The organism is Acutalibacter sp. 1XD8-36, from assembly GCF_009917525.1.
GTDB lineage: Bacteria > Bacillota > Clostridia > Oscillospirales > Acutalibacteraceae > Acutalibacter.
Genome location: NZ_QZDU01000034.1, coordinates 1 through 3475, shown reverse-complemented (window position 1 = coordinate 3475; position 3475 = coordinate 1). Strand labels below are relative to the sequence as shown.

The 3475-nt window shown below is 48.6% G+C and carries 4 protein-coding genes; all 4 read right to left on the bottom strand.

Annotation, left to right across the window (positions count from 1 at the left end; genetic code table 11):
• Window positions 1-66: 66 nt before the first annotated feature.
• Window positions 67-1743 carry a recombinase family protein gene (locus tag D5270_RS16255; protein ID WP_166545059.1) on the bottom strand — a complete coding sequence of 559 codons (1677 nt, stop codon included), beginning with the start codon at window positions 1741-1743 and terminating at the stop codon, window positions 67-69.
• 100 nt (window positions 1744-1843) lie between these two features.
• Window positions 1844-2071, bottom strand: a complete 228-nt coding sequence (locus D5270_RS16250) for a transposon-encoded TnpW family protein (RefSeq protein WP_166545058.1) — start codon at window positions 2069-2071, stop codon at window positions 1844-1846.
• A 414-nt stretch (window positions 2072-2485) separates the two neighbouring features.
• A complete protein-coding gene (locus D5270_RS16235; RefSeq protein ID WP_004081240.1) occupies window positions 2486-2746 on the bottom strand; it encodes a helix-turn-helix domain-containing protein in 261 nt (86 codons plus the stop codon).
• Complete coding sequence (locus D5270_RS16230; RefSeq protein WP_166545056.1) at window positions 2727-3158, bottom strand: RNA polymerase sigma factor; 432 nt, start codon at window positions 3156-3158, stop codon at window positions 2727-2729. Before D5270_RS16230 ends, D5270_RS16235 begins: the two co-directional genes overlap by 20 nt.
• Window positions 3159-3475 lie beyond the last annotated feature (317 nt).

Sequence of the window (3475 nt, the reverse complement as noted above, 5' to 3'; positions counted from 1 at the left end):
TTTGTTGAGGTAAGATAACGTAACCTTTTTTGCAGAGGGTGTTATCTTACCTCTTTTTGATGTATGTTAGATAGCATAACTCTTTACGTCGGCTCCTATCTGTCTGAAATAGGAGATACTTTCGGTAGGCTTGTCGCCTGTATCAACTCTGCCGACAAAGCTATAAAAGATTTCGATTTTGCGGGTGTTCGTTTCCTTATCCAGTTCGTGGATAAGAATACGGTCAATAAATTCATGGACGTTTTCGTAGGTCAGTTCGGTAATGGTGGTGTATCTGCGTACCAGTGCGACAAACCTTTTCACGTCCGCGCTGCGCTCGGTAGCGTTGTCGATTTCCTGTGTCAGTTCCGCAATCCTCCGGGTCAACGTCTTTTTTTCTTCATCATAGCCGGAAGTCAGAAAAGCAAACTGTTCATCTGAAAGTTTCCCTAAAGCGTTGTCCTCGTAGAGCTTGCGGAATAAGATGTTCAATTCGGTAATGCGGCTCTGCGCCTTGTCAAGCTCTTTCCGTTGTTGCGTCAGTGTCTTTTGTACTGCCTTTGCGCTGCACTCGTTGGCGGTTTCGATAAACTCCTGTTCATGCTCTTTCACATAAGACGTTACGCGCTGCAAGTCTGCAAGGACAAGTTCTTTTAATACGCTTTTGCGGATATAATGCGTAGTGCAGAGCATATCATTTCTTGCCCGGTTACGGTAGTTGCCGCAAGTGTAGGCGTGTTTCCGTTCAAGCGTCCCGGCTCCGCGTACCGCATACATTTTGTAGCCGCAGTCCCCGCAAAAGAGCAGCCCGGAAAACAGGTCGATTTCATCAACCTTTGTCGGGCGTTGCCGGGTGGCAATCCGCTTCTGTGCAAGTTCAAAGGTTTCTTCATCAATCAAAGGCTCGTGAGTGTTGGGGAAGAAATACCGTTTTTCCTCCGGGTTCTTTTTCGTCTTTTTCGACTTATAAGATACCTTGTAGGTTTTCCCGGTTATGGTATGCCCTAAATACTCTTTCCTTGTCAGAATGTCGTACAGCGTCTTGTCCGGCCAGTTGTACCATGCGTTGAGCTGTGGGCGGGGGTGGCGTTTGCTCCCTGTCCTGCGGTAGCGCAGTTCCCCGACGGTCAATATCTCATTGTCCCGCAGCCAGTTCTGGATTTCACACATACGGTCGCCCCGTACATACATTGCAAAAATCTGTTTTACGACGTGTGCCGTTTCCGGGTCGGGTATTAGATGATTGCGGTTATCCGGGTCGATAAGGTAGCCGTAAGGGGCTTCGCCGTTGACGCGCTCGCCTTTCTGCGCCTTTGCCTGTTTGACTGCCCGGATTTTCTTTGAAGTGTCGCGGGCGTAAAACTCGTTGAACCAGTTCCGCAGAGGGGTAAACTCGTTATCTTCCCTCGCTGTGTCTACACCGTCGTTAATGGCAATGTAGCACACTTCGTATTCGGGAAAGACAATCTCTATCAGCTCCCCGGTTTTCAGATAATTACGTCCCAGACGGGAAAGGTCTTTTGTTATGACGGTCGCCACGTTTCCGGCTTCAACTTCATGCAGCATGGCTTGAAGCCCCTCACGCTCAAAGCTCACGCCGGAAAATCCGTCGTCTACGAAAAAGCGCGTGTTGAAAAAAAGGTGTTCGTCAGCGTACTTTTGTAAAATCAGTTTTTGGTTCTGTATGCTCTCGCTTTCCCCGGCTTGCATATCTTCCTGGCTCAATCTGCAATATAAAGCGGTAATCTTGTCTGTCTGTAACATTTTGTCCTCCTTTCCGACGACAGACAAGCATGGTATTTGTACTGTCTATATTATACCACATACCGCTGCCTGTGTCATGTATAAAATGTGAAGAAACGCCCTAACTCCGGGCATTTGCGGGGTTCAGCTCCATGTCTTTGCGAATGAGCTTTTTTATCTTTTTATCCAGTGTGTCCGTCGCGTGTTCACTTGCGGACGAACATACAAGGTAAGTAACTTTTCCTATTTTATGCTCCGTTGTGGTAACGGGCGTTTGGTTTTGCGTCAAAGAAAATCCCCCTTTCTTTTGCAAACATATAATACAGTCTATGAATAGCAGCAAGTCCACTATTCAAGAAAACAAAGGCTTTCATCGGACGGTTATTAGCATAACCTCATGGGAATTTCACCCCGGCATGGTTTTCATGCAGCCCTACCCATTGCCTGCGACGCTCTTAACGCTCGGACTGTGGCTGTAAGGAAGTATCATTGTATATTCTGCGCTGTCGTCGCCCGCAAGCCGCTACACTTGCTTTCCGGCGCGGTGTTGGTCGCTCGGCTGTCCGGGCGGGGTAATCCCTCCCGGATAGCGTCATGGCGCACCCGCCGTATGGCTCGGCGCAAAAGGAACGTATCCGATTTGCCCTATGCTGCGCCGCCGTTATCTTGCGCCGCTTTCTTTGTCAAGGTTCAGAATGGCTTTGCTGCCGCATCAGCAGCGGAACGGAAAAGGGAGAGAGAGAAAGCGTCCCGCCGTTGCGGTTTATTCCTCTGCCTTAAAGGTGAGGACAGCCATCATCAGTTTTGCTTGCAGCCGTTCCCGAATGTCGTGGTCTACGCCAAAATAGACGTTCCCGCGCTCGTCGTACAGCTTCCGCATGGAGAGGCGGGCTATGTAGCCGCTGAAATGCTGCAAGACAATCTTCATAGCGTCCGGGTCGCCCTTTGTCGCTGCCACAATGACAGGATAGGGAACAAGGGCTTTTTCCGGGTAGCCGGGTTCGTTACCATTCGTCCCATTCATCAGCATTTTCCTCCAGATATTTTCTTAATTTCTCAAAAGAGCTTGTCCGCCTGTACTGTATCGTGCTTCTCGACGTATTGAACAGCTCCGCAATCTCGGTATCGTTCATTCCCTCGAAGTAATACAGCAATATGGCTTTGCGCTTTTCTTCCGGCAAAGTACGGATTGCTTCAAGAAGCAGCTTCGGCGTGATTTTCTTCCCGGCTCTTTCAAAGGCGGTTTCCCCTTTGAAATATTCATCAAAGGTATGAAGCTGCCGCGCTTCTTCTAAGGTCATGTCAGAAAAGGTCACTTCCTTTGCCTTGTGTCTGCGAAGCTCTCTATAAGTGTCGCACGCTTCATTGTGCAGTACCGTATTACAAAACTTCTGAAAAGCACACTGTTTGTAAAACTCCCTGCTATTAGGTTCCACATTCTCACCTCCTTTCTCGTTGGAAAGTTGGTGGTGCTTCCCCCTTTTCGCGGGGCAATACGGCGGTTTTCAAAAACGCCGAAGATTTTTTGAAATTTCTTCAAAAATTTTTTGAGCGTACAAAATGCGCCCGTCCGAAAAGCCCGGACGGGCGCATAGGTATTGTAAGCAGTATTTAGACGATTAGACAGTTCATATAGGTAAGCGTAGTTTCCCCCGGTGGTGGGCGGGCTTTTTTTGACAAGTCAATGATTGTCGGATTTTGTCGATAGGGTATGCGCTTCATGGCGGCTACCTCCTTTTAGCCGCCGCTTTTA